At 69.2% G+C, this 26,675-nt stretch carries 22 protein-coding genes; 10 read left to right on the top strand and 12 right to left on the bottom strand.

Going from position 1 to position 26,675, the window contains the following annotated elements; all coding sequences use genetic code 11:
- From cas3g to ABD240_RS06810, 7 genes are all read right to left on the bottom strand, one after another.
- A partial coding sequence (cas3g, locus tag ABD240_RS06840) for a type I-G CRISPR-associated helicase/endonuclease Cas3g (RefSeq protein WP_344336499.1) occupies positions 1-2,926 on the bottom strand: 2,926 nt, incomplete at its 3' end.
- Positions 2,923-4,254 (bottom strand): type I-G CRISPR-associated protein Csb2, encoded by a 1,332-nt coding sequence (gene csb2 / locus ABD240_RS06835; protein WP_344336498.1) that lies wholly within the window; start codon positions 4,252-4,254, stop codon positions 2,923-2,925. The genes csb2 and cas3g, both read right to left, overlap by 4 nt.
- Positions 4,254-5,519 (bottom strand): type I-G CRISPR-associated protein Cas7, encoded by a 1,266-nt coding sequence (locus ABD240_RS06830; RefSeq protein WP_344336496.1) that lies wholly within the window; start codon positions 5,517-5,519, stop codon positions 4,254-4,256. The genes csb2 and ABD240_RS06830 overlap by 1 nt, the downstream gene beginning before the upstream one ends.
- 99 nt (positions 5,520-5,618) lie before the next feature.
- Complete coding sequence (locus ABD240_RS06825; protein ID WP_344336495.1) at positions 5,619-6,293, bottom strand: type I-E CRISPR-associated protein Cas6/Cse3/CasE; 675 nt, start codon at positions 6,291-6,293, stop codon at positions 5,619-5,621.
- 288 nt (positions 6,294-6,581) lie between these two features.
- Positions 6,582-8,288: a DEAD/DEAH box helicase gene (locus ABD240_RS06820; RefSeq protein ID WP_344336677.1), complete on the bottom strand. Its 1,707-nt coding sequence runs from the start codon at positions 8,286-8,288 to the stop codon at positions 6,582-6,584.
- Between the two features lie 306 nt (positions 8,289-8,594).
- On the bottom strand, positions 8,595-9,104 hold the full coding sequence (locus tag ABD240_RS06815; RefSeq protein WP_344336493.1) for a GNAT family N-acetyltransferase: 510 nt from the start codon (positions 9,102-9,104) through the stop codon (positions 8,595-8,597).
- A gap of 37 nt (positions 9,105-9,141) precedes the next feature.
- Positions 9,142-9,684 carry a MarR family winged helix-turn-helix transcriptional regulator gene (locus ABD240_RS06810; protein ID WP_291799130.1) on the bottom strand — a complete coding sequence of 181 codons (543 nt, stop codon included), beginning with the start codon at positions 9,682-9,684 and terminating at the stop codon, positions 9,142-9,144.
- 42 nt (positions 9,685-9,726) lie between these two features.
- On the opposite strand from ABD240_RS06810, the gene ABD240_RS06805 reads away from it, so the two are divergent.
- The 5 genes from ABD240_RS06805 to ABD240_RS06785 all read left to right on the top strand — a co-directional run bounded on the left by ABD240_RS06805 (position 9,727) and on the right by ABD240_RS06785 (position 14,742).
- Complete coding sequence (locus tag ABD240_RS06805) at positions 9,727-10,605, top strand: EamA family transporter (protein WP_344336490.1); 879 nt, start codon at positions 9,727-9,729, stop codon at positions 10,603-10,605.
- A gap of 243 nt (positions 10,606-10,848) precedes the next feature.
- Positions 10,849-11,922, top strand: a complete 1,074-nt coding sequence (locus ABD240_RS06800) for an efflux RND transporter periplasmic adaptor subunit (RefSeq protein ID WP_344336488.1) — start codon at positions 10,849-10,851, stop codon at positions 11,920-11,922.
- Positions 11,919-12,599: an ABC transporter ATP-binding protein gene (locus ABD240_RS06795; protein WP_344336485.1), complete on the top strand. Its 681-nt coding sequence runs from the start codon at positions 11,919-11,921 to the stop codon at positions 12,597-12,599. The genes ABD240_RS06800 and ABD240_RS06795 overlap by 4 nt, the downstream gene beginning before the upstream one ends.
- Positions 12,596-13,795 (top strand): ABC transporter permease, encoded by a 1,200-nt coding sequence (locus tag ABD240_RS06790; protein WP_291799118.1) that lies wholly within the window; start codon positions 12,596-12,598, stop codon positions 13,793-13,795. Before ABD240_RS06795 ends, ABD240_RS06790 begins: the two co-directional genes overlap by 4 nt.
- A gap of 149 nt (positions 13,796-13,944) precedes the next feature.
- A complete protein-coding gene (locus ABD240_RS06785; RefSeq protein WP_344336480.1) occupies positions 13,945-14,742 on the top strand; it encodes a class I SAM-dependent methyltransferase in 798 nt (265 codons plus the stop codon).
- 174 nt (positions 14,743-14,916) lie between these two features.
- Here ABD240_RS06785 and ABD240_RS06780 read toward each other — a convergent pair whose 3' ends face one another.
- Positions 14,917-15,957: a serine/threonine dehydratase gene (locus ABD240_RS06780; protein ID WP_344336477.1), complete on the bottom strand. Its 1,041-nt coding sequence runs from the start codon at positions 15,955-15,957 to the stop codon at positions 14,917-14,919.
- A 282-nt stretch (positions 15,958-16,239) separates the two neighbouring features.
- Here ABD240_RS06780 and ABD240_RS06775 point away from each other — a divergent pair, with 282 nt between their 5' ends.
- Positions 16,240-17,013, top strand: a complete 774-nt coding sequence (locus tag ABD240_RS06775) for an SDR family oxidoreductase (RefSeq protein ID WP_344336475.1) — start codon at positions 16,240-16,242, stop codon at positions 17,011-17,013.
- Positions 17,014-17,044: 31 nt separating this feature from the next.
- Here the strand turns inward: ABD240_RS06775 and ABD240_RS06770 are convergent, their stop codons facing one another.
- Positions 17,045-17,812 (bottom strand): IclR family transcriptional regulator, encoded by a 768-nt coding sequence (locus ABD240_RS06770; protein WP_291799103.1) that lies wholly within the window; start codon positions 17,810-17,812, stop codon positions 17,045-17,047.
- A 170-nt stretch (positions 17,813-17,982) separates the two neighbouring features.
- Here ABD240_RS06770 and ABD240_RS06765 point away from each other — a divergent pair, with 170 nt between their 5' ends.
- The 3 genes from ABD240_RS06765 to ABD240_RS06755 all read left to right on the top strand — a co-directional run bounded on the left by ABD240_RS06765 (position 17,983) and on the right by ABD240_RS06755 (position 21,122).
- Positions 17,983-19,353, top strand: a complete 1,371-nt coding sequence (locus ABD240_RS06765; protein WP_344336471.1) for an RraA family protein — start codon at positions 17,983-17,985, stop codon at positions 19,351-19,353.
- Positions 19,354-19,529: 176 nt separating this feature from the next.
- A complete protein-coding gene (locus tag ABD240_RS06760) occupies positions 19,530-20,879 on the top strand; it encodes a TRAP transporter large permease subunit (protein ID WP_344336468.1) in 1,350 nt (449 codons plus the stop codon).
- A gap of 6 nt (positions 20,880-20,885) precedes the next feature.
- A complete protein-coding gene (locus ABD240_RS06755; RefSeq protein WP_344336465.1) occupies positions 20,886-21,122 on the top strand; it encodes a hypothetical protein in 237 nt (78 codons plus the stop codon).
- 130 nt (positions 21,123-21,252) lie between these two features.
- Here ABD240_RS06755 and ABD240_RS06750 read toward each other — a convergent pair whose 3' ends face one another.
- Together ABD240_RS06750 and ABD240_RS06745 are read right to left on the bottom strand one after the other, a co-directional pair.
- On the bottom strand, positions 21,253-22,284 hold the full coding sequence (locus ABD240_RS06750) for an FkbM family methyltransferase (RefSeq protein ID WP_344336463.1): 1,032 nt from the start codon (positions 22,282-22,284) through the stop codon (positions 21,253-21,255).
- A 184-nt stretch (positions 22,285-22,468) separates the two neighbouring features.
- Positions 22,469-23,518 (bottom strand): NAD(P)/FAD-dependent oxidoreductase, encoded by a 1,050-nt coding sequence (locus tag ABD240_RS06745; RefSeq protein WP_344336461.1) that lies wholly within the window; start codon positions 23,516-23,518, stop codon positions 22,469-22,471.
- A gap of 191 nt (positions 23,519-23,709) precedes the next feature.
- On the opposite strand from ABD240_RS06745, the gene ABD240_RS06740 reads away from it, so the two are divergent.
- Entirely contained in the window at positions 23,710-24,357 is a 648-nt protein-coding gene (locus ABD240_RS06740; protein ID WP_291797849.1) for a helix-turn-helix domain-containing protein, read from the top strand.
- A 122-nt stretch (positions 24,358-24,479) separates the two neighbouring features.
- On the opposite strand, the gene ABD240_RS06735 is transcribed toward ABD240_RS06740, so the two are convergent.
- Positions 24,480-26,219, bottom strand: a complete 1,740-nt coding sequence (locus ABD240_RS06735) for a cation:proton antiporter (RefSeq protein ID WP_291797846.1) — start codon at positions 26,217-26,219, stop codon at positions 24,480-24,482.
- Positions 26,220-26,675 lie beyond the last annotated feature (456 nt).

The following is a 26,675-nucleotide window of genomic DNA, read 5'->3' as shown; positions in this document are numbered from 1 at the left end:
GGATCGTCGCTTCCGGGTCTGTCTTCCGGGCTGATACCAGCAGTCCGATCGCCGCATACCAGCCTGTCATCGGATGAGTTCGAAGGCCTTCCAGCCGGTGCACGCCCGGAAGCTCGTCACTCGCTCCTATGCCGACTGGATCAGGCGCAAGATCTTTCACCGACACAGCCCGGGGCGTGCAGTCCACCGCGTTCGCGGCTGCTCGCCAGTCAGCGAGGCGTAGAACGGCTTCCAGGTAGGCCAGCCCCCAGATACCGAACCTCTGGTTGAGTTCCGCGAACCGGTCGGAATGGCCGAGCGCACGCGAATACTCGCGATCGCCCTGGCTGACGAGCCGAATCGGCGGCAGTATCGGCCGGTACCATCCGTGATGCGAACCGACGAGGTGAATGAGCAGAGCCGGCGCTGGCCCAAGCAGGCAGACTGACGCCTCTTCGTGCCGCCACCCGTCCTCAAGACCGCATGCCCTGCGCCGCGCAGCCTGTTCCTGGGCGGAGAGCCAGCGTCCAGGGCGCGCAAGCGGCGCCAACTCGTTCCCTCCGACGGACATCTGCCACTCCGGGCGCAGCTTCCCGTCATCATGATGAAGGCCTGCGAGCAGCAGCACGTCAGCGAGCGCTTGCGATAGCCCCGCAGCGGCGGCATCGGCGTCCGACCACGCAGCTACCTGACGCCGGTGCTCGTCAAGGGTCTGTACAGCTGAGTCTTTCGTCTTCGCGTCCCGTGCGAATCTCACGACGACGGCCCGGCGGCTGCTCTGCAGAACCTGCAGGCGGTCCGCCACCACGGTGAGACCGCAGCACGCTGCGAGGCGTGCGGCGAAGGTCCGTGCTGCGTGCTCCAGCAGCTCGAGTTCCTCATCGTCTTCCTCGTCGGCAACGTGAGCTCCAAGCAGCGCGAGCTCGTCGGCAAGATCTTTGGTCTCAAGACCCTTGATGCCGCTGGGGCTGTCGTCGTCGGTGAGCCGCGTCCACAGTGATCGAGTCAGCACAAGGTCGGCAGAGATCGACCTGCCTGCTTCTGCGCTGGCTCTCAGCACACGCAGCACCGCCTCGCCCGAGACATCGAGCCGGCCGACATCTTCCGGTGCCCCGGTCCAGCCGAGTGCGGGGGAGTAGCCGCCGAGGCTGCTGGACAGGATGACCGACGGCGCACTGCGCACATCTGCGCGGTTACGTGGGGGCATCCAGCATTCCTGTTGCGGGTTCCAGATGCGAATCCTCTCAAGTGTGCTTGAAGCTGTGCTGCCGCGAGCAGGGTTCCATCGGAGCTTCGCGAGAAACGCGTCCAAACGGTGCCGACGAACACTGACGTATTCGCTGGGATCCACGCGCGGGGCTTTCGGGACGTCGAACACTGAGAGCTCGTCGCGCCACGCGACGGCGACCTCATGCGCCTGCTCGGCATCGGGGCCGCTGATCAGCGCATCGACCGGGATGTCCGGGTCAGGAACCGGCCGGGTCTGCGCGAGCAGAGGAAGATGTGACTCGGTGAGAGTTGCGATCCGCGTCGGCTCGCCCTCCAGCGCCATCGCATCGAACCCGTCCGATGCCGCAATCGCGCGCAAGCCGTCGAACCCCATGTCGATGCCCCGGCCCTTCGTCAGCACGTGCTGTCTCCGCAGCAGAAGCGTTGCCGACTCCACGGTGCTCTCGCCGTAGACAGCTGCGCTGCCCTTTCTCGCGATCGGTTTGTCAGCTTCGTCATCCCATCCGGCGACGACGGTCGCCCGTCCGTGGTCGTTCGACGTGCCGTCCCGGTTGAGGCGGCCGAGCCGCTGCGTCAGCGACGCCCACGACGGAATTTCCGTGACAAGTTCGTCGAAGGTGAGGTCGACGCCCACCTCGAGGGTCTGTGTGGCGACCACGGTGCGCGGGCCCTCGACGAGTTTCCCTTCCAACTCGGCCCTGTCGATGGGGCGGGAGTGCGAGGTCAGCAGCACGACCGACGAAGGCTCTGTCTTCCGTTGGCTGGCGAGGTCGCGATACACCTCCTGAGCGGTCTCCACCGTGTTGGCGAAGACGACGACCCGCTGCGCGTTCCTTCCCCACGCCTCCTTCGCCGCAGTGACCAGTGCCTTCCTGACTTCGCCGTCTGTCGGTTTCACCCACTGCAAGAAGCCGGTTCTTCTCGCTGCAAGACGCTCGGCTGCTGCCGGTCCTGTCTCCGATTCGCGGTCCAGGATGAGCGTTCCACGCTCGCTGTGATCGAGCGAGGTGAGTGCGGGCGGTACTGTCGCCCCGAGCAGCACCATGTGCAGGGGCGGGAGGCCGAGATCCTCGGACGCTCGTGCCTGCAGCTGCTGCACCCGATGAATCGTGTGGACGCTCTGCACCGACAGGTGCGGTTCATCGAACAGGACGAGGGAATCGATGCCGCACAGTCCAGCCGGGATCGAACGAGTTCCGGGGCTGACGCCGTAACCGCGCAGCAGCAGTCGCGAGACATACTGATGCGCAGTGAGTGAGATGATCGAACACCCTGTCGCTCGCATCCACGCCTGGTCATCGGGATGTTCGCCGTGGATGCCGCTTACCGCGACGACAAGATCATCGCCCGCGCTGCGCAGCTGCGCGAGAGCGTCTCGGACGACTTTCAGCGGACCGGACGTTGCACCGTTGACCCGATCAGCGAGAAGGGTGGCGTGAGCAGCGGTCGAGTTGATGATCCGCTGCCGGTCCACAACGTGGAAGATGCGCTGGGGTGCTGTCCGGGTGCCTCCCACATGGCACTGCCGGGCCAGATCATAGACGGCGATGTCGATGGTCGCTGTCTTGCCCAGCCCCGTCGGCACCGCGACGTGCCACGGCCATTGACCGGTCTCTCGCAGATTGCGCTCCAGATCCACCTGCCAGGCGTGTGGGGCGAAGCCGTGGATCGCTGTCAGAAACTCCGTGAAAGTCGGAAATGGCGTACTCGTGGTCATGACTGGCTCCTCGCAGCGGAGTCGATGGGCCGAAACATCCCGAAGCCGCGGTCGGTCGACGCGCCGAGCATGAGCGGCCCTTCGATCTCGTCCGCGGTCTCGATGGTCACCCACCACTGGCCGAAGCCGTCCGTGAGTCCTTCACTGGACCAACGGTGGTCTTGTGCTCGTACCGGTGACGCCTGGGCGTCCAGCACCACCGAAGCCGAGCCATACCGGGCAGCGATCTCCTCGGCGAGGACATGCGAGAGGACCCGCGCATCGGGGAATCCTCGCAGCGGCGTCGTCGAGATCCACCGGCGAGACGGGTTCTCCCATGTGCTCGGCTCGTGAGCTCCCGAGAGCCGCACCGACCTGCCTGAAGGAAGATTGGCGTTCGCAACTGCTTCAAGCACGAGCTGTGCGGGCGATTGCGCCCAGTCGTGGCCCTCCGGTCCGAGCAGACCGACTCCGACGAGCCTGCCGTCGGCAGCCGCGTGCCCACTCACTGTGAGTGGGAAGACATGCCAGCCGGACGGCATCAGTCGGGACATCTCCAGGAACAGCTTCTGCACCCGGTGCTGCTCGATGGACGTCTCGAGAGGGATGACGGTCATCGACCCCTTACGCACTCGGACACGGTGGTACGTCAGCGAACGGGTGTAGGCGACCGCGGCCAGGGGTGGAAGTACACGCAGCGCTGGATCCTCTCCGAAGACGCGCGTGTAGTTCTCGTCCATCCACTCGATGGTGTTCGGTTGCCAACCGCGCGTCTGGCCCGCGGCATCCTCGCGCGGATACCAGCTGACGCAGCTCGATGACGGCGTCGAGCCTCGCTCAACAGGCCGGACCTGGAGCATCGCGTGGTCCTGGGACCGCCCGAAGTACGGAACGAGTGCCGCAGCCGCGTCGAGTGCCTCGATCTCGTCCGACGAAAGGTCGACGTCGACGTGCACATCGATCACGTGCCCAGCGAGCGCCATCGCGCCTTGCGGTTTGAGGTCGCGGTTCTTGGAGTCCAGACCGAAGGCTTCGAGTCCGAGGTACTGCTCTGGCTTGCTCCCGTGAGCGGAAGTGAGCTTCTCAGGCAGCCAAGTCCTGTCGGTATAGGTTCCCGGGATCCGCAGGTCCTTCGCTTCCGGAGTGTGGATCACAGGTGGCGGCGATCCTGCGATGCGCGCCAATGCTGTGTGCGCGCGCTTCGCTGTCTGCGAATCTCCGAGTGCATGGGCGCCTGCTTTCAGGGCGCCCAGTAAGCGCACAGGGGCGGGCGGCCACTGCGCCTGCCCCTGACTGTCCAGCCCGTGGAAGGCCGGCCTCAGCAGACGAACGGTGACAGCGATTGCCATCATTCTCCCCCGTCGAAGGCCTTGGCACGCTCGATTTCCACACGTTCAGTGATCAGTTGGCGTTCGGCGGCGGAGTAGCGCAGACGGATCGGCTCAGCCAATGCGAGGCCGAGGCCGGCAGTCTCCTCGACCGACTCCCGCAGAGCCTCGATGACCGCATCTGTCGACTCGATCTCGAGCGCCTCCGGCGTGGCGCTGCCGCGCGAGACCCAGCCGAAACGCTGTTCGACGGGGACCAGCGCGCAGCCCGTCCGCAGGAACCCGTCCTCTCCAGCGAGGGCATGGCCGGTGAGAGCGAGAAGTGTCAGGGTCGTCAGGGCGCTCTGTTTCACGGCGGGGTCAGCGAAGCCGATCGAGCGGAGGACGCTGAGCGAGATGCTTGCCTGCTGCAGGATCAGCTCGCATGCGTACTGCGTCACATACACAGTGCGCGGCACCTGTCCGAAGCCCGCTGCAGAAGGCTTCTTGCCCTTGGGGCCGGTGGTGAGTTCGTTATTGCGGAACCCCACATTCGACTTCTCTGACGCACCACCGACAGGGTCGAGTTTGGTCGCACCTGTCTTCACGGCCCGGGCGCCATAGCCGACGATCTCCGAAGAGTACGCACGAGGCATCTTGTGGCGGGCCGCTGAGCCCGATGACAGCCAGAAACCGTAGACGGCCGCGTTCGGGAAGTACCGGTACAGCTGCTCACCGGTGCGGGCGCTCGTCGTCGTGATGAGCTCCTTGACCGATCCGCTGCTCTCGTCCTGCCACACCGGTGTGCCGTCCATGGTCTCGGCGAACTTCACCCAGGCATCGTTGTGGCGATGCGCAGCCTCCCAAGTGGACACCTCCACTCCGAGAGCCGCCGCGACTTGCGCATCCAGTCCGGCGCCATCTTCAGGCGCACTGTCGCCTCCGACGATGAGCGCGGGGAGGGAGATGCCCAGACGATCCTGGCTGTGCCAGAGGCATGTCTCTGATGCCCCGCTCTGCGCTCCAACGCTGTCGAGCACCACGCGCGGGCCGAGCACCGGACTGCCATCGGCATTGCGTCGAATGGCGCTGTACCAACCCGATTCGTCGCGTGCAGGGATGAACGCGCCGTCGGAGACGGCATGGTAGGGAGCCTTGCTCCTATCCTCTTCCGGCCGACTGTACGTGGGCGGGGAGACGGCGGCGCTGGACCCGCCGAGAGGCCTGTGCACGGTCTCCAGGGCGAGTCCGGCGACAGCCGGGTCCGCCACGTGCTCCTTGACGATGTCCTTGAGTGTCTTCGACATGATGTGTCCTCCTGCGGTCGGTCCGGCGCTGATGGTGGGGCTGCGGACGCGGGCGGCGCCCGCGATGTGAGTGGTGGGGGAGACGCGGGCTCCGATAGGTCAGGGACGCCGGGTACGGAGGAGGCCGAGACCATAGGTGCGGCCCTTGCCGATGCCTGTGCGGAGAGCTCGGGTGAACGCAGGAACATCTACGACCGTGCCGCGTGCGGTGACTTCGACCGCCGGGATTCCGCGACCTCGGCGGCCCAGGTTCGCGTGGAGCAGAGGGGAGACATCGAGGGCTTCCTCTGCGACGCGCAGACCGTTGCGTTCGAAGGTGCGCGCCAACCAGGTGAGTCGTTCCTTCTCAGGCACCACGACCAGTCGCGATCGATAAGCGCGGCCCTTGCCCGGCGGCATGGGGGTGCCAGGAGTATGGCCTTCGGGGCGTTCCTTCAGCTGCGCCCGCAGGGATTCCGGCACCTGTGACGGCGGGGTCTTCTGGCAGGCGATCAACACCTGGAGTTCGAGCTCATTGCCTGCTGCGGGGTCCTTCATGTCTTCGACGCTCTGACGGTCCCCGAGCAGGGCCGGAGCAGTCGGCGCCCGGGAGGATTGCACTGTGAGCAACCGGCGACGGGCGTCGATATGCCAGAGAATGCTCATGGCTGCTCGCGGCGCGTCGTCGTTGACCCAGGGAAACGCTGACATGACATGCACATGTCCGCGTTTGCGGTCCTTGACGAGGAGGTCACGCAGCGGAGGGGACACAAGGTAGGTGTGCAGGTGCGGCATCGTTGCCTCCAACGTTTCTTTGTTTAGTGTGTGAAGCCTAGGTCTTTTATGCCGATAGCGGTAGCATTTTTTCGCGATTGGTTTTCGATCGGTGAGCGAGTCTCGTTGTTGAGTTATGCACTCGCGCCCCCACCTCCCCGCGTATGCGGGGGTATCTGCAGCTCCTCTGGCACAGAACGAGGCCCGGGTTCATCGCTCGGAAGCGATGAACCCGGGCCTCGTGCTCGGTTCCGTTATCCAGCTGTGGATTGAGCTCAACCGATGCTTGAGCTCAGAAGTGAGCTGAGCTCAGCTGCTGGTCGAGTAGACGGTGCGCGAGCCGGTGCCGCGGCCGGCGGCGCGGTCGCTGCGGCGGCGACGGCTCTCCGCGCTGGTGCCGCGGCCGCCCTGGCTGCGGGCTCCCTGGTTCCGCGCCTCGCCGCGGGTGGCCTGTCCGCCCTGGCTGGGACGCGAGTTGTCGCCCTGGCTGCTGCGTGCCGCGGGGCCTCGTCCGCCCTGAGCACCCGAGCGGCCGGAGCCGCTCTGGCCGCCCCGACCGGCGCGGTTGTCGCTGCGGCCCGCACCGCCCTGAGCGCGTGAGCCCTGACCGCCGGAACGACCCGAGCCACCTGAGCCGCCCTGACGACTGCGACCGCCCTGGCCGCCCTGCTGGCCCTGTCCGCCCTGCGCACCCTGGCCGGCACCTCGGCCTCCGCGACCGCCGCGGCGCGATGAGCGTCCGCCGCCCTGCTTCTGTCCGGACTGCTGCTGCGGCTGCTCCTTGGGCTGCGGTGCCACGTACGGAGCCACCTCGCCCACGAGCTCCTTCACCGCGGCGGATTCGGCCGTGACCGTGACCGGCGTGACCTTGATGGCGGCCTTGCGGAGGAGCACCTGGGTGTCCTTGCGCTGTTCCGGCAGCATCACGGTGACGACGTCGCCGGAGCTGCCGGCGCGGGCGGTGCGGCCGGAGCGGTGCAGGTATGCCTTGTGCTCCGCCGGGGGATCCACGTGGACCACCAGCTCCACGGAGTCCACGTGCACACCGCGCGCAGCGACGTCCGTGGCCACGAGGACGTTGACGTCCCCGCCGCTGAACGCCGCGAGGTTGCGGTCGCGCTGACCCTGCGAGAGGTTGCCGTGGAGGTCCACCGCCGGGATGCCCTGCGCCGTGAGCTGCTTGGCGAAGCGCTTCGCCTGGTGCTTGGTGCGCGTGAAGAGGATGCGTCGCCCCGTGCCGGAGGCCAGCGTGTGCACCAGATCCTTCTTGTCGTCGTTGGAGACCTCGAAGACGTAGTGCGTCATCGCGGAGACGTGCGAGGTGGGGTCGTCCACGGAGTGCAGGATCTCGTTGTGGAGGAACTTGCGCACCAGCTTGTCCACGCCGTTGTCCAGCGTCGCGGAGAAGAACATCCGCTGCCCGTCCTTCGGGGTCTTCTGCAGGATGCGGGTGACGCCGGGGAGGAAGCCGAGGTCGGCCATGTGATCGGCCTCGTCGAGCACCGTGATCTCCACGTCCTCGAGGGTGAGGACGCCCTGCTGCAGCAGGTCCTCGAGGCGGCCGGGGCATGCCACCACGATGTCCACGCCCGCGTTGAGGGCGGTCTCCTGGCGCTTCTGGTTGACGCCGCCGTAGATGGTGGTCGTCTTCATGCCGCAGGCCTCGGCCAGCGGGGTGAGGACGTTGGCGATCTGGGTCGCGAGTTCGCGGGTGGGCGCCAGGACCAGGCCGCGGGGGCGCCGAGGCTGCCGCGGGCCGGACTGCGAGGCCGCCAGCCGTGCCGCCATGGGGATGGAGAAGGCCAGCGTCTTGCCGGAGCCGGTCTTGCCGCGGCCCAGCACATCGCGACCGGTGAGGGTGTCCGGCAGGGTGTCCTGCTGGATGGGGAAGGCCTCGGTCTTGCCTTCTGCGCGCAGGGACTCGACGAGCGCCTGCGGCACGCCCAGCTGGGCGAAGGTGGTGGAGGCGGTGGTGGTCTTCGCTGACGTGGCCGTCGCGTTCGATGAGGGAGCTATGGGAGAGCCTTTCAACGTGCCGGAGCACAGCTGCGCGCATCACCCTGTGGTGACAGGAGCCGTTTCCCGGCAGGGGGCGGGAACGCCGGGCGGCGCTCTCGATCGCCGAGAGGAAATGGCTTCGGAAACATGGACCGGGAAACGACACGGTCTCTGTGACGAGGCGTCCTTACGACGCAGGGAACCCGTTGCCGGGTTCGCAGGTGAGTCCAGCATACATGTCCGAGGGCCTGCGCGCTCACATCTGCATGCAGGCGCGGTTGCCGGCCGCTCCACCGGGCACTGCCGCCCGGCTCCTCCTGCCCCTCACACGCCGAAGGCGGCGGGGTAGGCGATGGCCCCGCGGGGCGCTTCCCGCTCCGGGTGCAGGAGCAGGGCCATGAAGGCCTCGTCCGGCACCTCGAAGGGCGCAGTCACGCCCAGGCCCGAGGCCGGAACGAAGCCGAAGCGCGGGTAGTACTCCGCATGGCCCAGGACCACGACGAGGTTCTCGCCCTGCTTCGAGGCGGCTTCCAGCCCTGCACGGATCGCCGCCCCTCCGGCGCCCGTCCGCTGGTGGTCCGGCAGCACGGCGCACGGTGCGAGCGCCAGCGCCGGCTCCCCGCCCACCGTGCAGCGGGTGAGGAGGGCGTGCCCCACCACGGTGCCGGACTCGTCGACTGTGACGGTCGAGAGCCCCTCGATCCACGCCTCCGGGTCCGCGCGCAGCGCGTCGACGAGATTCGCCTCCTCCTCCGTGGGAAAGGCGGCGGCGTTGACCGCGTGCACGACGGCGATGTCGTCCGGCGTCTCCGGTCGGGTGGTCCATGTGGTCATCGGTGCTGGTCCTCTCTGATTCTGGCCCTCGATCCTCTCAGTGCTGCGCGCTCTCCGCATCCAGTGCTGTCTGCCAGGTGCGGAGGAGACGTTCCATCTCCGCGCGTTCGCCCTCGCCCAGCGCGTTCACGAGCGCGGCCTCGTTGTCCATGTGCGCCGTGAAGGCCGTGTCGATGAGCTGCCGCCCGGCGGGGGTGAGCCGTGCGATCTTCGTGCGCCCGTCGCCGCCCGAGTGCTCGCGCACCACCAGGCCTCTGCGTTCGAGGGCGTCGAGGCGCTTGGTGAGCCCGCCGGTGGTGACGACGGTGGTGCGCGCGAGCTCCGCGGGCTGCCGCGCATAGGGCTCCCCGGCGCGCCGCAGGGCGCAGAGCACGTCGAACTCCCCTTCGCTCAGCCCGTGCTGCCGGTAGACCTCGACCAGGCGTGCTGTGAGCGTGTTCGCGACGCGGTGCAGGCGGGCGATCACCGACTGCGGCCCGAGGTCGACCTCCGGCCGCTCGCGCCGCCACTCCGCCTGGACCCTGTCGACGTGGTCCTCGGCCGCGGGGTGCGTCTCTGGGCTGCTGTGCGAGGAGGGCATGCTCACATCCTAATCGCTTCCCGGGAAGCTATAGTTGCTTCCATGGAAGCGAAATACTCGAGGATGCTGCTCTTCACCGCCCTCGCCCCGGTCGCCTGGGGTTCCACCTACTTCGTCACGCGCCAGTGGCTGCCGGCGGGCATGCCGCTCTCCGGATCCGCGCTCCGTGCCCTGCCGGCCGGTCTCCTCCTGCTGCTGTTAGCGCGGCGGCTGCCCCGTGGGAGCTGGTGGTGGAGGACGCTGGTGATCTCGACGCTGTCGATCGGCGGATTCTTCGTCCTCGTCTACGTGGCCGGCAGCAGGCTCCCCTCCGGGGTCGCCGCGACCCTCATGGCCTGCTCCGCGCTCGCCACGATGGCGTTCGCCCGCCTGCTGCTGGGGGAGAAGGCCTCACCGCTGCGCTGGACCGGAGCCGTGCTGGGGCTGGCGGGTGTGGCACTGCTGGTGAATGGAGCCGCGGGCGGACTCGATCCGTGGGGCGTGGCCGCCTCCCTCCTCGCGATGGCGTCCTCCTCGCTGGGCTTCGTGCTCACCAAGCGCTGGCAGCCGCCGGTCTCGCCCTTCGTCTTCACCGCCTGGCAGCTGACTGCCGCGGGCCTCCTCCTCGTGCCTGTCGCGCTGCTGGTGGAAGGGATGCCGAGGCCGCTGGAGGGATCCGAGGTCGCCGCCTTCGCCTATGCCGGACTCATCGCCACGGCGGTGGCGTACACCGCGTGGTTCACCGGACTGCGGCGGCTGCCTGCGGGGGCGGTGGGCGTCGTGGGTCTGCTCAATCCGCTGACCGGTGCGCTGCTGGGGATCGCGGTGGCCGGCGAGCGGCTCGCCCCGCTCCAGTGGGCAGGTGCCCTGCTGGTGGCGTGCGGGGTGGTGCTGGGGCTGCTCCGCCGGCCGTCGGGAGGGCGGCGGCATGCGGCACTTTAGCTGCGTCGGCTCCTGAAGTCGTCACCCCTGCGGAGTATCTTCCGGCGCAGTGAATGGGAAGCCTCGGAATTGAGTGGGAATCCGATAACGCTCTCATGACTTTTGCGGTCCCAGGGCATGAGCAGGGAAAACGCGTCCGCGCTTCGGTCTACTGTATGGGCAGTTCGGACCTCCGGCCTGTGCGGAAATGCATCGGATGTGAGAATCCGCTGAACACGAGAGCTCACTGAAAAGGACCCGCCTGTGCAGATATTCCGACGCGTGATCCTGCCCATCGCATACCTCCTCGTCCTCGTCGTCATCGCCGTCTCCCTGGCCTGGCTCGCCTTCCGGCCGAATGCGGACGCGGGCGCCTCCGAGGAGTTCCCCACCGGGGAGCTCCTGGGAACGGAGACGATGGTGGAGAGGGGCACCATCGAGTCCCGGCTCACGGCCTCCGGGACCATCACCGTCGTGGATCCCGTGCCGGTGAAGGCCACTCACTCCGGAACCGTCAACCACATCTGGGCCGCCCCGGGCCAGGAGGTCCTCCAGGGTGCCCAGCTGTTCCAGATCCAGGTGGAGGGAGAGGAGCCGCCGGCCGAGGATTCCGCAGGAGAGTCCAATGCGGGCGGGGCCGAGGGCGGCGAGGAGGCGGCGGACGCGGCACCGGCACCTCGGGCGCGGCCCAGCTACCACACCGTCGTGGCACCGGCGGACGGCACCGTGGACTCCTTCTCCCTCGAGGTGGGCGATGAGGTCGCCAAGGGCGACGAGGCCCTCACCCTCTCCAAGCGCGACTACAGCGCGGTGGCGGACATCCCGCCGGTGGACCTCTACCGCCTGGAGACGATCCCGGAGGAAGCGGAGATCACGATCACCGGCGGCCCGGCGCCGTTCGACTGCACCGGGCTGAGGCTCGTGGAGGCCGGGGCACCGCCTGCGGGTGGAGGCGGGGACCAGGGTGAGGTCGATCCCTACACGGGAGAGATGACGGAGCCTGAATCCGGCGGCAGCACGCAGCTGCGGTGCGCCGTGCCGGAGAAGGTGAAGGTCTACAACGGCCTGGACATGACGCTGAGCGTGGACTCCGGCACCGTCGAGGACGTGCTGGTGGTGCCCGTGACCGCTGTCCGCGGCCTGGGTGAGGACGCCGTCGTCTGGACGCTCGACGAGAACGGGGAGCCGCAGGAGCGCGAGGTGACGATGGGCCTCAGCGACGGTGTGCAGGCCGAGGTGCGCGAGGGCCTGGAGGAGGGCGAGATGATCCTCGAGTACGTGCCGGGCACCGAGCCGGAGGACGACATGGGCTTCGGGGAAGAGGAGATGATGTGGTGAGTGCTCCGCTCCTTCGCCTCGAGGGTGTGGCGCGCACCGTGACGCTGCCGGACGGCGGTGCCCTGCAGATCCTCCGGAGCGTCGATCTCACGGTCGAGGAGGGCGACCACGTGGGGATCGTGGGCCGCTCCGGCACCGGCAAGTCCACCCTGCTGAATATCCTGGGGCTGCTCGACCGGCCCACCGCCGGCACCGTGGAGCTCGACGGCGTGCCCGCCGCCACGTTCTCCGCCCGCCGCGCCGCCCAGGTGCGGGGGAGGCAGATCGGATTCGTGTTCCAGCAGTTCAACCTGCTGCCGGGCCGCACGGCCCTGGAGAACGTGGCCCATCCGCTGCTCTACGGCACCGCCGCCGAGGTCCGCACCCGCAAGCGCCGCGCCCTCGAGGTGCTCGAGCGGCTGGGTCTGGCCCACCGCGCGGCGCAGCTGCCGGCGCGGCTGTCCGGCGGTGAGCAGCAGCGCGTGGCGATCGCCCGCGCACTGGTGCGCCGGCCTCGGCTGCTGCTGGCCGATGAGCCCACCGGTGCGCTCGACGTGGAGACCGGCGGCGTCGTCATGGACCTGCTCGCGGAGACCGCGGCGGAGTCCTCCGCCGCGCTCATCACCATCACCCACGATGCCGCCATCGCCTCCCGTGCGAACCGGCGCTTCACGCTGGAAGGCGGTGAGCTCCGATGACGGGCGCTCTCCTGGGATCGCTCATCGAGGCGTGGCAGGAGCTGCGGATCCACAAGCTGCGCGTCCTACTCTCACTCGTGGGAGTGGCGGTGGCCGTGGCCTCGCTGACGATGGTGGTGGCCATGTCCACCCTCGTGCAGGACAACTTCCGGGTGAACTACGAGCAGATGGGCGGCCGCGACGCCACCCTGGAGCTCCAGCCTGCCGGCGGTGAGCTGGGAGCCGACCCCCGGGCGATGCGCGCGGCCGTGGATCCGGTGCTCGAAGAGTTCGGGATCGGGCACTCGTCGGTGAGCGGATACGTGGATGCCGTGATGGATTCGGAGATGGGCGAGCAGTTCGTCAGCGCCTCCCTCGTGGAGCACGACTGGCAGACCATGCACAGTGTGGGTCTGGTGGCCGGCCGCTGGTTCTCCCCCGGCGAGGAGCAGAACCTCGCACCGTCCGCCGTCGTCAACGAGAACATGCTGGAGTGGTCGGGGCGGACGCGAGCGGATCTGCCGTTCTCCCTGAGCCTGGGCCCGGCGAGCGGGGGCGACCCCGTGGCGGTGACCGTGGTGGGTGTGACCCCGGGGAACGACTACGACAGCGGCGAGGCCTTCATGCTGGCGGGCTCGCCGTCCACGACGCAGCTGGCCGGACCGGAGCTGGGCCTCACCATGCAGGCCTGGGTGCCGTCCGAGATCTCCGAGGAGCTCAGCACTCAGCTCAGCAGTCGTCTGACGAAGGCGACGGGCGAGAGCTGGGAGGTGTGGAGAGTGGATCTGTTCCAGGAGGGCGGCGATCCCCTGGCGACCCTGCGTCTGGCGCTCCTGGGCATTGCGGGGCTCATCCTGTTCCTGGGTGTGCTGGGTCTGGTGAACATCGCGCTCGTGACGGTGCAGCAGCGGGTGCGCGAGATCGGGATCCGCCGGAGCTTCGGCGCCACCGGTGCGCGCGTGTTCTTCTCCGTGCTCATGGAGTCCGTGGTCGCCACCAGCATCGCCGGCGTGGTGGGCATCGCGGTGTCCGTGCTCGCACTGCGCTCGCCCCAGGTGCTCTCCTTCGTCTCCGAGGGCATGAATGTGACGCCGAGCTTCCCGTTCTCCGCAGCAGTGGTGGGCTTCCTCGTGGCGGTGCTCTCCGGTGCCGTCGCGGGGTTCGTGCCGGCGCTCATCGCCACCCGCGCCAGGATCGTCGACGCGATCCGGGCGTAGGGGGAGTTCTCCGGGGGCGGGGGATGGTCTCCGAGGGCAGGAGGCTCGGGATTTCGGTGCGGGCCCGGGTTCTGGGTGCTGAGTTCTGAGTGCCGGGTTCCGGGAGGCGTGTGAGGCGGGTAGCGTCCGGGAGAAGGAGCTGATCGACGATGACGCATACCTCGGACACCGCTGCTCGTGAGTTCGCCGTCCGTCTGCGGGCGGCGCACGCCGGCACCGCGATGCACGGCTGGGACTTCTCCGTGCTGGACGGTCGCCTGGCGGCCGACGACCCGCCGTGGGACTTCGAGGCGCAGTGCGCCCGGGTGCTCGCCGAGGCCTCGGCGGCGGTGGATCTGGGCACCGGCGGGGGCGAGCGGCTCATCCGCCTGCTGCGGGAGGTGGGTGAGAGCGGCGGTGCTGGGCGGGACGGGCCTCGGAAGGTCAGCGCGACGGAGGCGTGGCCGCCCAACCTGCCGCGTGCCCGAACAGCGCTGGAGCCGTGGGGTGTGACGGTCTACGACTACGACGCCGACCGCGGAGACCGCCTGCCCTTCCCGGACGCCTCGGTGGACCTGGTGATGTGCCGTCACGAGTCGTTCGACATCGCAGAGATCGCCCGCGTGCTCCGCCGTGGTGGGCTGTTCCTCAACCAGCAGGTGGACGGGCGAGACGCGCAGGAGCTCCGCGACTGGTTCGGCGGCGAGCCGCAGGCTCCCCACGTGCGGCTCGCCAACGCGGAGACTGAGGCGGAGGCCGCTGGTCTGCGAGTGACGCACGCGGACGAATGGGCGGGAACGATGGAGTTCTCAGACGCCGAGGCACTCGTCACCTACATGGCTCTCGTGCCGTGGGACGTGCCGGGATTCGAGGTCGATCCGCACCTGAGCACGCTCGCGCAGCTTGATGCGGAACGCCCGATCCGTGTCACCCAGCGGCGCTTCCGCTGCTGTGCGCGCCGGCCGTGAGTCAGAAGTGGCAGGTCATGCGTGCTGTCAGCCGGGGATTGGCTGCCGGGGCAGGCCTGGTCATGAGCGGGCGGCGGGGCAGGTCCTGAGCGGGTGGGGTGCGCCGTGAGCCGTCGGGTGCTTTCCAGCGGTAGGCTCCGCCCGCGGACACAAGACCTGTCGAGTGCGTCGGTCTCAGGCCAGCGTCGAGGGGTCCGTGTTGGCGCCGCACAGCACCACGCACACACGGTCCTCAGCGGTCAGCCCGGTGAGCGCCTCCTCGTGCATGACGCCGGCGAGGGCTGTGGCCGCCGCATGCTCCACGACCAGCCTGTGCTCGGCCCAGAGCGATTCACGGGCGGCGAGGATCGAGGCGTCGTCGACGAGGACGGTGGAGACGTGCGGCAGCTGTGCCTCCTGCAGTGCGGCAGCGGAGACCCGACGGGCTCCCAGGGAGTCCGCCGCCACGGAGTCCACTGCGACGTCCACGGGAACACCCGCTTCGATTCCGGCGTGCAGTGCGCAGCAGTGCTCCGGTTCCACGGCGATGACGCGCAGACCCCGTCGCCGTGCTGCTGCGGAGACACCGGCGAACAGTCCGCCTCCGCCCACGGACACGGCGATGGCTGTGATGTCCGGCCGGGAGGTGAGGATCTCGTCCACGAGGGTGCCCGCTCCCGCCTGGATGAGGGGGAGGTCGTAGGCATGGGACAGCAGCGCGCCTGATTCTGCGGCGAAGTCTGCGCAGGCCGCCGCGGCCTCGGCGTACTCGCTGCCGTGCAGGCGGACGTTCGCGCCGTAGGAGCGCAGCCGCGACACCTTGGGTGCGGGTGCCGTTTCCGGCAGGAAGACCGTGGCTCGCGCTCCTGCCTGCCGCGCCGCCCAGGCGCATGCCACTCCTGCGTTGCCGCCGGAGGCGATCGTGACTCCGGCGCTGGGAAGCGTGCCGTCCTCCGCATGAGCCCGGAGGAAGTTCAGTGCCCCACGGGCCTTGAAGGTGCCCGTGTGCTGCATGAATTCCAGCGCGAAGGACATGGCGGCACCGTCCGGTGAGCGGAGCAGATCACCGGTGGTGGGAACCGTGCGCACCTGATCCGTGATGCGGGTCCGCGCTTCGTCGATGAGCGCAGGATCAAGGCCCTCGTCCACGGGACGGTCTGCGACGGCCCGGATCTCGGCGGTCTGTGCGGGCTCCTGCTGCACCGGAGTCTGCGGTACGCGCGCGTCTGAGGTCATGAGGCCTCACATTGCCTCGTTGTAGCAGTGCTTGTCCAGCGGGCGGAACCGAGGTGTGCGGACGAGGCGCTTGTTCGCAGTCTGCTGCACGGCGTGTCCACACAGATCGGCAGGGATGCGGGGTGGACGAAGATCTCCGAGAACTCTTCGGCGACCCGGATGCGTATCATCGGAGAGGACATCCTCGGACGCAGCTGGGCCCGCCGCCGGCGTCGAGGACGAACAGGCGACAGGCTGGAGCGGGCCCGCACACCGATGGCGAGATGAAGGAGCCTCTTCGACATGGAACTGGGACTGCGAGGGCGCACGGCGCTGGTCTGCTCCTCGACGAAGGGGCTGGGCTGGGCCAGTGCGCAGGAGCTGGCGGCGGCCGGAGCGCGGGTGGCGGTGCACGGGCGTGATGTGCGGGTGGCCGAGGAACAGGCTGCTCTTCTCCCGGACGCAGTGGGCCTCGGCTGCGATATCACCACCGAGGAGGGCGCCGAACGTCTGGCGGAACTGGCGTGCGAAAGCCTGGGCGGCATCGATGTGCTCGTCCTCAACGGGCCGGGGCCGGCACCGGGGACTGCCGCTGAGCTCTCCACCGCGGCGGTGCGGTCAGCCCTCGACAGTCTTGTGGTGGCACAGGCGACGCTTCTGCAGCGCCTGCTTCCGCCCATGCGGGAGCGCGGTTGGGGACGAGTGGTCGCGATCAGCTCCACCAGCGTGGAAGCACCGATCCCCGGTCTCGCGCTCTCCAATCTGGGGCGACCTGCGCTGATGGCGCTGCTCAAGACCCTCGCCGGTGAGGTGGCGGCCGAGGGAGTCACCCTCAACGCCGTGCTGCCCGGGCGTTTCGACACCGAACGGGTCCGCCAGGTGAACCAGGCGTCCGCCGAGGCACGCGGAGTCAGCGTGGAGGAGGTCCTTGCAGGCTCACTGGCCTCCGTGCCTGCGCGCAGGCTGGGAGAGCCCGAGGAGCTCGGAGCCGCTGTCGCCTTCCTCGCCAGCGAACGGGCGAGCTTCATCACCGGCACGGCGCTTCGCGTGGACGGCGGGGCGACTCCGATCCTCTGAGTCCGCGAGCGCGCTCAGGTCTCGAGCGCGCTCAGACCTGTGAGGTGATCAGCCGGCTGGCCTGCATGAGCGTGGTGCGGTGGGCGCTCATGCCCTCGGCGTCGAGGGTGCCGTGGTGGGCGACCAGGTTGATCGCCGCCAGCAGCTCTCCCTCCGGGCCCCATACGGGTGCGGTGATGCTGACGGTGCCCGTGTGGCGTTCAGAGGTGCTGATGAAGTATCCGTCCGCCCTCACCGACTCCAGATCGCGCTCCAACTGCTCCACGGTCTGCATGCGCCCGTCCGCGAGCACCGTGTCCTCCTCCGCGGCGAGCAGCTCGCCGCGGTCCTCCTCGTCGAGGTATGCCAGGAGCACCTTCCCGCCGCCCACGCGGAGCGGCAGCTTCTGGCCCACCGGGAAGTAGTAGCTGAGGGGATCGGGCGCCTCCACGCGCGCAATGAGGATGCGTTCGCCGCCCGACCTCACAAAGACCGAGGAGGTCAGCGAGGTGGCGGCGGTGAGGTCGGTGAGCACCTTCTGGGAGACCCGGGTGAGGCGGTCCTGCAGCACGAAGGAGTGGGCGTGGGCCAGCACGCGCGGGCCCAGCGAGTAGCCCAGCGTGGACGCGGTGAGGTAGTCGCGGCGCACCAGGGTCCTGATCAGTCTCTGCGTGGTCGCGACGTGCAGTCCGGTCGAGCGGGAGATCTGGGTGAGGCTCATGGGCTGGCGGGACTCGCCCACGCATTCCAGGACATCGAGCGCGCGCTCGAGTGTGCGTCCCTGGTTGGTGCCTCTGCTCTGCCCTGATTCGTCTGCCATTCGCCCTCGTGTTCAGCGACTCCACCGCGGAGCCGCACCTGCCGGTCCGTCTGTCGCCACGATAGCCAATGCGCTTCCGCCGTCTTGACACCGCATGGTCTGTGCCACCACTATGAATCGCATCACTGCACTGAATGATAGAAATTATCACTCAACGATAAGGAGGTCGTGTGAAGGTAGCGATTCTGGGACTCGGGGAAGCGGGATCCCTGTATGCGGAGGCGTACGCCCAGGCAGGCCATACCGTCAGCGGTTACGATCCGCGGGACGTCGAGGTGGCGTTGGGCGTGGAGAAGGCTGAGACCCAGGCCGAGGCGGTGAGGGACGCTGACCTGGTGATGGGCCTGACGACGGCGCGGCCCGCGCTCCAGGCCGCCCGCGATGCCGCGGAGCACCTGCGGCCGGGCGCGGTGTATCTGGACCTCAATGCGGCCTCCCCTCAGCTCAAGGAGGAGATCGCCGAGGCCATCGGCGCTGCGGGGCGAGTGGTCGACGGCGCGGTGATCGGCTCCGTCCGCAAGTACGGCGCACAGGTGCACGTGCTGCTCTCCGGTCCGCACGCCGCCGAGGCCGCGGAGCTTCTCGGGACGATCGGTGCGCACGCCGAGCCCATCGGCGGCGAGGTGGGCGACGCCTCGAAGCGGAAGCTCCTGCGCAGCGTCTTCATGAAGGGCCTCGGCGCCCTCATCACGGAGTCGATGGAGGCCGGCGAGGCAGTGGGCCAGGCGGACTGGGTGCGGCAGCAGATCGCGGAGGCGATCACCGACGGCGAGCAGGCACTGGACAGGCTGTGGAGCGGCACCTCGCTGCACGCCGCCCGCCGTGGGGCCGAACTGCAGGCCAGCCTCGATCTGCTCACCGCCCATCGGGGGGAGTGGCCGATGACCCGGGGCGCCCAGGCGACCCACCTCCGGCTCGCGCGTGAGTCGGCGAGCGCGAACCAGGCGGCGGACGCGGCCGGGGACCTGAGCCTCGCCGATGCGCTGCGGCAGATACCGACCTCCGCACTCGGGGATGCAGGGGATCGCCTGGGGTTCGTGCGCGCCGCCGTCAAACCGGTGTGGAAGAGCGCTCCGGTGGCCGGCCGCGCCTTCCCGGTCCACACCCGCCCCGGTGACAACCTCGGCATCCACGAGGCGATCCGTCAGGCGGCCCCGGGCGATGTCATCGTCGTGGACGGAGGCGGCCATACCGAGCGCGCTCTCATCGGCGAGCTGATGGCCGAGCGGTCGCAGAGGAAAGGCATCGCCGGAATGATCATCGACGGCTCCGTGCGCGATGCGGACGAGCTGGAGGCGCTCGGCTTCCCGGTCTGGGCGGCGGGCGTCTCGCCGGCAGGTCCCTACAAGCACGGGCCGTACCGGCTCGGGGAGGCGATCTCCCTGGGCGGTGCGGTGTGCGCCCCGGGGGACTACGTCGTCGCCGATTCCGACGGGGTCCTCGTCGTTCCCGCCCTCCGCGCGGAGAGCCTCGTCATGGGCGGCCGCGCCGTCATACAGGACGAGCGCAATCGTCAGGAGGCGATCAGAGCCGGCGCCTGAGCGCGGAGCTCAGACACGCGCTGTCGCTGTCCGGACACCGGGCCAGACTCGGTGTCCGGACAGGGTGTCACGGTCGTCCTGCTCGGCCCGCCGCACATCCACGGGCATCAGCCCGGAACCGCTTGACCGGTGAGAGTCCATGCTCTCAGCCCGACCTCGAAGGAGAGGTTATACCCATGCCCATAGCCCTCATCGCACTGGCGACGTTCATCGCCGTGATCGTGGTGTGGAACGTCGTGGTGAAGCGCAACATGGCCGAGGCCATGCTGCTGGGCTTCATCGTCACGCTGTTCTTCGCCGGTGCGCAGGCCCCTCAGTTCGCAGGCGCGGCGGTCGCGAGCGCCTCGGAGAACGAGGTGCTCTACGCCGCCACCGCCTTCGTCTTCATGACCCACTTCGTGGAGAAGACCGGGGTGATCGACAGACTCATCAGGATCCTCAGCTCGTTCTTCGGCCGAGTGGCCGGCGGACCTGCCATCGTCGACACCCTCGCCTCGGGGGCGATGGGAGCCGTCGCCGGGGGATCGAACACCGGCAATGCAGCGGCCAGCGGTGCGATCACCGGTCCGTGGATGGTGCGCACCGGCTGGAAGCCCGCACGCGCCGCGACCGTGATCGCCGGGAACGCCGGCCTCGGCGCGGCCCTGCCGCCGAGCGCCTCGATGGTCATCATGATCGGGTTCGCCGGTTCACTCGTCACCACGAGCGGGGTCTACCTGGCGCTGCTGGTGGCCGGCACCTACCAGGTCATCTGGCGCCTCCTCCTTCTCATCTGGTTCGTTCGCCGGGACGGGATCAGGGCGGAGAAGGACAGCGAGCACGAATCGCCCAGAACCGCGTTGCGGGTGGGCTGGACCTCGACCCTCGTCTTCCTCGGCGCGCTGATCCCCATCGCCGTCTCCGTGGGGCCCCTCGCGGATCTGCTCGCCGGTCCCGCGCTCTTCGGCGAGGCGATGGACTCGATCTCGCTCATCGTGTGGATCCCGGTCCTCATGATGGCGATCAGCGCGATGGTCGCGTGGAGGGAGCTCCCGCGGACGCTGCGCGGATGGTGGGACTTCTTCGCCGGCAGCGTCCCCAAGTTCTACACGATCGGGGCGATCCTGTTCTTCGCGGTCGCCGCCAGCGATGTGCTCGCCGCACTCGGCCTCGCTGCTGACGTCGATGCCGTCCTCGGCCAGTGGAGCATCCCGCAGTGGCTGCTCGTGACCCTCGTGGGTCTGCTCGTGGTGCTCGTCGCCGGGCCGCTCTCCTCCTCGGCGACGCTCACCGCCGTGGGTCAGGTGGCTCTCTTCACCCTCGTCGCCGCGGGAGTCGATCCGCTGCTGGCGGTGATCGCGATCCTCACGTTCGCCTCGACGGAGGGCGCGTCCCCTCCGGCCTCGGGCTCGATCTTCGTGGCCAGCGGCATCACCGGCGCGCGTCCGGAGAAGACCTTCATCCCGCTGGTGATCTACTACGTCGTTCCCTTCCTCGTCCTGGGCGTGCTCATCGCCCTGGGCATCGTTCCCGTCCCGATGGGGTGAGAGTAAATGAAGAACCGCCTTCGAACCGTCTTCCGCGTCCTGTTCACGCTCGCGATCCTCGTGTTCCTGCTGCTGGCGTTCGTCCTCGTGTTCAGCCAGGTGGTGGGCCTCGTCATCGCCCGGCCCGCGCTGATCACCGGTGCGAGCGATCTCCTGCTCCAGCCCAGCATCATCGCTGCCATCTGCGTGGGCCTGCTCGGCTTCGCCTACTACAACACCACCGAGGGGAGGAAGGACAGCTGAGGCGCGGCTGAGGGGAGGCGAGGCCGGGTGCTGCTCGGGGGTCGAGGTCGGGCAGCACCGTGAGCTGGCTTCCCGGGGCCTGCACCTCGGGGGCCGAGGCCTCGGGCAAGCAGTGCGCAGCCGTCGTCCCTCAGCGGACGTCGATGTCCAGTCCGCGCAGCTCCTCCGGCCCCCTGGTCGTGAAGAACCAGTCGCGGAAGGACTCCTCCGGCGCGATCCTCTCCCGCTCCTCCAGCCAGGATTCGCCCACGGCGTAGAACCGCATGCCGTGGGGAGCCAGCTGTTCCTCGAGCCCCATGGCGTCCGCACCCGGGAGCACCTCGCAGAGCATGTCCGGGGCGAAGCGGGCGAGGAACCGCTGCCCGTGCGCGAAGACCTCCGTCTCCCCGCCCTCCACGTCGATCTTCATCACGACGGAGGCCCCACTCGAGGGCACGGCCGACTCGGCCGCTCCGGCCTCGGCGCCCGCCTCCTCGGCAGGTCCCGCCTCGGCGTCGCTTGGCGCAGCCTCGACGATCTCCTCCACCTCGTCCGTGAGGGAGTCCAGCGACACGAAGCCCACATCCACGCCGTTGGCGAAGTCCATCTCCTGCGAGTAGAAGGACGGCAGCGCGGGTCCCCGATCGGCGGAGGGCATGTGCATCGTGGCCTCGGGATCGCCCACCCCGAAGCCACGGACCTGCACCCGCGACTGCATCCGGTTCCGGACCACATTGGCCTCGAGCATCCGCACCACCGGCGGGACGATGTCGAAGGCCAGCACGCGGAGCGCGGGGTTCGCCGCGGCGGCCGCGAGGCTGAACACCCCCGTGTACGCGCCCACGTCCAGCAGCACCCGCGCGTCCTGCGACAGCCGTGTGACCAGCTCCAGCGCGAACCTGTCGCGGGGATCCGGACGCGTTCCGCCGCCCCAGTACATCTCCTTGGCGATCTCGCACCTGTCCGGGCGGAGCATGACGAACTCGGCCTCGGTGACATGTCCGCGCACCTCGCGCAGAGAGCGCGGCGCCGGCAGCCTGCGCACCGCCAGCCCCGGTGACCGCAGCGCCACCGCCCTCATGAGCGGATGGAGGAGCGGCTGGCTCAGCGCCGTCTTCACGTGCTTCTTGACGCCGTACCAGCCCTGCTTGCGCAGCCGCCTGGTCTGCTCGGAGACGGTCACGGAGCCACCCTTCATCGGGGATGCGAGGTCCCCTCCAGCCTAGGCGAAGGGTGACCGGCGACACGCGGAGGGGTCCCGCGTTCTCCGGCCGCCTGCGCGCACTCGGAGCGGCGGTGCTCGTCGGGGCTGTGCTCCTCGCAGCGGCGCAGGGCTCAGGATGGGCGGGGCTCAGGAGGCGCAGGGCTCAGGACGGGCCGGCCGCCCCGGCGAGCGCGGCGTCGAAGTCCTCCTCGACCAGGTCCATGTTGATCTGGGCACCGGCCATCGTCCCGGCCGCCGCGGAGCTTCCCACCTGCGCTGTGACATCCGCGCAGTTGCCCGCCGCGAAGACTCCGGGGACCGTGGTCTGCCCGCGCATGTCCACCGTGATCTGCTGACCCATGCCGCTGGGGTGGTCCTCCACGGCCACTCCGAGGCCGCGGGTGAGCGCGCTCTCGACGCTCACGTAGGTTCCGGTCAGCACCGCGTCGAGAGGGACCGTGCCCGAGGCCGTGCGCACGCCGGTGATCCGGTCCTCCTTCACGAGCACCTCCTCGACCGCGCCGCTGATCAGCTCCACCCCGCGTGCGGCCAGCCGGGCGCGCAGGGCCTCGTCCGGTTCCGGTTGCTCGCCGAGCATGACGGTGACGGAGGGGCTCCACTGCCGGATGAGCTGGGCGTGGTGCGGCCACAGCGGACCGGTGGCGATCACGCCGATCCTCTCGCCGCGGACCTCCCAGCCGTGGCAGTACGGGCAGTGGAAGGCGTCGCGGCCGAATCTCTCGGCCAGGCCCGTGACCGCGGGCAGCACGTCGCGGGCGCCCGTGGCGAGAAGGATGCGCCGGGCGCGCACCCGGGTGCCGTCCGTCAGCTCGGCGGTGAATCCCGCCCCACGCGCACCCGCGACCGAGGCCACGGTCCCGTCCGCGACCACCGCTCCGTAGCCGCGTGCCTCCTCCCGTCCCTTCGCGTGGAGGTCCAGCGGGGCGATGCCCTCGTTGCCCACCACGTTGTGCGCACCCTCCGCGCGGACATTGCGCGGTGCGCCGGAATCGACGACGAGCACGCTCCGGAGGGCGCGGCCCAGTGCGATGGCCGCGCCCAGGCCGGCGGGCCCGCCGCCCACGATGAGGACGTCGTAGACCTCGCTGACTTCGCTGGCCGCGGAGGCCTCGCTGGCCTCGCCGGCTGCGGATGCGTTGCCGATCTCGCCGGTTGCGGATGCGTCGGCGGTGGTGGTCGTCCGGGTTGTCATGGTCTCTCCTCCGTCTTCGTCTGCGGCTCTTCGGCCGGATGCGTGCTCACTGTCGACCCGCGGCTCGGGTGGAGGCTAGATTCGTTGCCGTACCGGCAAATCGTGCGGCGGTGAACCGCGGTGTGAGCAGACATGGTGAAGCACGAGGGAGGCGGACGGTGGACGACGCGGAGGCTCCAGCGAGGATCCCTGTGGAGGTTCAGGACCAGGCAGCGCTGCTCGGCGGTGCGGGCGCATCCCTGCGCGGTCATCGGCTGCACGCGGGCATGAGCCTGGCCGCCGTCTCCTCGATCACCGGCATCTCCGTGAGCACGCTGTCCCGCCTGGAGACGGGGAACCGCACGCCGCACCTGGGGCACCTCGCCGCCCTGGCCTCGGCGTACCGGGTGAGTCTCGACGACCTGGTGGGCGCACGATTCTCCAGCGATCCGCGGCTGCGGTTCGACGTCGTCGAGAAGGACGGGCGGACGCTCATCCCGCTCTCACCCACGGTCAACGGCCTCGCCGCGACGAAGACGATCATCCATCCGCCGCGCGGCCGGGTGCCGGAGCCCGTGCCGCACGTCCACGGCGACGACCACGGTGCTCCCGCCTGGGAGTACGAACCCGAGGAGATGCGCCGTCACCGCGGCTTCGTCTGGATGCTCGTGCTCTCCGGCAGGCTCCGGCTGCTGCTGGGCACGCACGATCTGGTCCTGGAGCCCGGAGAGGCCGTGGAGTTCGACACCCGGGTGGCGCACTGGATGGGGCCGGTGGACGCCGCCGCGGTGGAGACCCTCACCGTCCACGGCGAGCAGGGGCGACGGATCCGGGTGCGGGCGCGGCCTCGGGAGCGGTGACAGCGCGGTGACAGCGCTGTGCGTGCCCGGCCCCGGCCCCGGCGCCGGGAATGCGCTCACCCGCCCACGTATGCGTGGGCGGCCGGACGAATACGCGGTGTGTGCTGTCCGAGCCCGCCCCTTCACTCGCCCGCGAAGCGCAGGTGGCTGCTGTCGATCCGCTTCTGGGCGCGGGCGATCGTGTGGGAGCCGTAGGTGCCGGCGGAACGGGCCTCGCTGAGCGCGTCGTGCTGTGCCTCGAGGATCAGCTGCTCGAGCTCCAGCGCCTGCTGGAAGGCGGAGTTCTGCTCCTCCGTGTGCTCGGTGTCCTGGAGCCTGTCCTGCATCCTGGTCTGCATCTGCCGTGCCCGCTCCAGCACGGCGGGGTCGAACGGCGTGCCGTCGCTGCGCCGGAGATCCGGGTTGTTCAGCACCTGCTCCGCGGCGGCCTCGCTCAGCTCGCTCATGAGCAGGGTCAGCTCCCGGCGGGCGTTCTCCTCGTCCGTCCCCCGGATCCCCAGGAAGCGGATGAGCGCGGGCAGCGTTCCGCCCTGGCCCACCAGCGTCACGAGCGCCACGACGAACGCGATGAGGATGAGCTGTGTGCGGTAGGGGAAGTCGAAGGGCAGCGACTGCGCCGCGGCCAGGGTGACCACGCCGCGCATGCCGGACCAGGCGAGAACCGCTCCGCCCTTCCAGCTCAGGCCCTGGTCCGCGTAGAAGCGTGCGTCCGCGTGCTGTCGCTGCAGCCTGCGCAGTTCCCGCTGCGCGTGCGGGCCCGCGTGCTGCTCGCGGAAGTGCTCATCCGCGGCCACGAGGTCGAGGATCTGTCCGAACTGCTCCTGCTTCTCCCTCCCCGACCTCTGCTGCCGGCGCGCCGCGAGCACCACCGGCACCACGAAGACCACGCGGATGAGGATCAGTGCGACGGTGACGAGCAGTCCCACCCAGATGGCCGTCCACACGGACAGGCCCACGTTCTCCACATCGTCCACGAGGTGCATGAGTTGCAGGCCCATGAGCAGGAACACCCCGTTCTCCAGGAGCATCTGCACCGTCAGCCAGTTGGTGCGCTCGGCGCTCCGGTCCTGCACCGTGAACTTCCGCGCGCTCTTGGCGCCGGTGATGAGGCCGGCCACCACTACCGCGATGACGCCCGAGGCCCCCAGCCGCTCCGCAGGGAGGAAGGCGATGAAGGGCACGGCGAAGGAGATCGCGGTCGTGAGTGCGGGCTGGTTGATCTTCGACCGCACCCAGACGGAGACGAACCCCACGACCGCGCCCACGGCGATCGCGATCACCACGGCGTAGGCGAAGTCGCCCAGCGCGTGCCAGAACGAGAAGGTGCCGGCCGTCGCCGCCACCGCCGTGCGCAGGAGCACCAGCGCGGTCGCATCGTTGACGAGCCCCTCTCCCTCCAGGAGTGTGAGGAGGCGCGGGGGCAGACCCAGCTTCTTCCCGACGGCGGTCGCCGCGACGGCGTCGGGCGGGCTCACGACTGCGCCCACCGCCACAGCTGCGGCGAGGCTCAGCTGAGGGAAGATCCACCACAGCAGCAGACCGGAGCCGAAGGCGGAGACGAGCACCAGCACCACGGACAGCGCGCTGATGGTGCCGATGTCCCGCCGGAAGTCCACGACGGGCATGTTCACCGCCGCCGAGTACAGCAGCGGCGGCAGGACGATGGTGAGTATCAGCTCCGGCTCCGCATGGACCACGGGAATGCCCGGCACCACGCTGAGCGCGAGCCCCACGACCACCAGCAGGATGGGTGCGGCCACCCCCAGCTTCTGCGCGAAGTACGACACGCCCACGATCACGAGGACGGCGGCGATCGCCAGCAGCTCCAGCTCCTCGAGGCCCACGGTCTCAGCTCCTCCCATGTGCGGAAGCCGCCGAGGCCGAGGGCATCTCCGTCAGGGCGCTTCCGCTGTTCCGGCGGGGGATGTGCCACCGGAGGCGCGCACAGGACGATCCTACCGCCGCGGTACGGCCGCGGTGCCCGTCCGGAGGTGTGGTGCGCCTGTGATCTCTGCGTGTGTCTGCGGGGAGGGCGTGTGGGAGAACCTACCCGAATAGCACGCACTCGTCAGCGTTGTTTCGGTCATATTCCGGTCACCGCTGTGAGCTGAGGGCGGCGCTAGTGTGCGGCATGCAGGACGCCTTGTATTTTCATGGATCGGTGCCGCGAATAGGTGTCTCAGGACGGATACACGCAGGAGAATACACTGCGACATTGCATCTATATTCTCCAGGTATGACGAACTTTCAGAGCACACAGATGGCGTTCACCTCGGTCGCGATGATCAGCCTGCTGACCCTTACCGCATGCAGCGGTA

Origin of the sequence: Brevibacterium salitolerans, from assembly GCF_039531405.1 — a bacterium.
In the GTDB taxonomy this organism is placed as follows: Bacteria; Actinomycetota; Actinomycetes; order Actinomycetales; family Brevibacteriaceae; genus Brevibacterium; species Brevibacterium salitolerans.
This window is presented reverse-complemented; position numbering and strand designations above follow the sequence as displayed.